General features: G+C 44.3%; 1 protein-coding gene. It reads right to left on the bottom strand.

What is annotated here, in order from left to right; genetic code table 11:
- Positions 1-207: 207 nt before the first annotated feature.
- Positions 208-915 carry an alpha/beta hydrolase gene (locus Q0372_RS05435; protein WP_298103499.1) on the bottom strand — a complete coding sequence of 236 codons (708 nt, stop codon included), beginning with the start codon at positions 913-915 and terminating at the stop codon, positions 208-210.
- Between the last annotated feature and the right edge of the window lie 443 nt (positions 916-1,358).

The following is a 1,358-nucleotide window of genomic DNA, read 5'->3' as shown; positions in this document are numbered from 1 at the left end:
AGTTAAATTTATGAAATGTGTGCTTTGAAGCTATGCCCCTCGTGTGACGCGATGTCAGCTGAGATTTACGAAAAGCACCTTATAAAACAAGCGTATTAAAGCAAAATATCAAGATCATCTTAAATTTATGAAATTTGTACCCCGAAAACGCGCGGAATTTTATCGGCGCGGGCTTGAGCACGAGTTTTAAAAGTCTTTTATAGAATTTTATTGCCGATTCTCAACCGCCGATTTGATCCATCTGCGTAAATAATCTAGCTGCTGCGGCGTATGAAACCAATGTTCGCCGTTTTTCATAACGCTTAAGGTGCAGCCAAATTGTTGCGCAAAATTTTTAGCGATGTAAAGAGGCGTGATATCGTCGTTTTCTGCATATAGAATTCTACTGGGCGTTTCCCACTTAGTGATCGGATTATTCAAAACAAAACTCCAATATTCCCAAAAAAGCGGTTGCCCAGCAGGGGTCAAAATCATCCGCTCTTGCTTCAATCGCTCCTCGCTGACGCCAGCCCTACGCATAATATTTGAAATAACGTATTTCATATCAAGTATCGGCGAGACGAAGAGGCAGTCGCTAAGCTTTTCGTTGCGGAAGCTTTGCAGGCCGAGCCATGCCCCTAGGCTAACGGCAAACAGCGCGACCTCGTCCCAGCGCTTCTTTGCATACGATAAAATTTCGCGAAATTCCAAAATAGCGCGCCGCGGATCGCAAGAAGCGGGTTCGTGCCGCCTCTGTCCGTGTCCGGGCAGGTCAAAGCTAATTACCTGCCAGCTTTGCTTGCAAACGACGGAAGCCAAAAGCTCCGCATCCTCCTTGCTTCCGCCCTGTCCGTGAGCGTAGATATAAACCTTTTTCGAGCGGCTCCCCCAAACGGCGGCGGGAATGCCGCGTATCTCAATAGCGCTCTTTTGCATTTTTCGTTCCTTTAAATTTTTGCGTCGATACCCGCATTTTGCGGCAATGCTACAAGCAAGACCATAAATATTGCTGAAATTTAATAACACGCCCTGCTAGACTGCCTGCGATTAGCGATAAATTTTAAAATTTTACGCGCGAGCTGTGCCTGCCGCTTTGTTTTAAAATTTAGCCGCACGAAATTTCAGGCGGCATAATTTTGGTTCTTGCAGCGCAATTAAAATTCTATATCGTAGAAATTTTGCGCCGTCAGACTGTAAAAATTCTTGCTACGAAATTTTATATCGCAACTGCGCGTGCCCTAAAATTTGCGTCTTAAAATTTTTACGCCGTAGAATTTCGCGAGCTGCGAAATTTAAAATTTAAGACCACGCAAATTTTATCGCGACTCGTGCAAAATTTTAAAATTTTACGCCTGCTTTATTTGCAGGCTGCGCGAATA

Source organism: uncultured Campylobacter sp. (assembly GCF_937997405.1).
Lineage (GTDB): Bacteria > Campylobacterota > Campylobacteria > Campylobacterales > Campylobacteraceae > Campylobacter_B.
This window is presented reverse-complemented; position numbering and strand designations above follow the sequence as displayed.

Coding starts and splice junctions, on each gene's coding strand:
- Q0372_RS05435 (WP_298103499.1), bottom strand. CDS start 915: ATGCAAAAGAGCGCTATTGAGATACGCGGCATTCCCGCCGCCGTTTGG.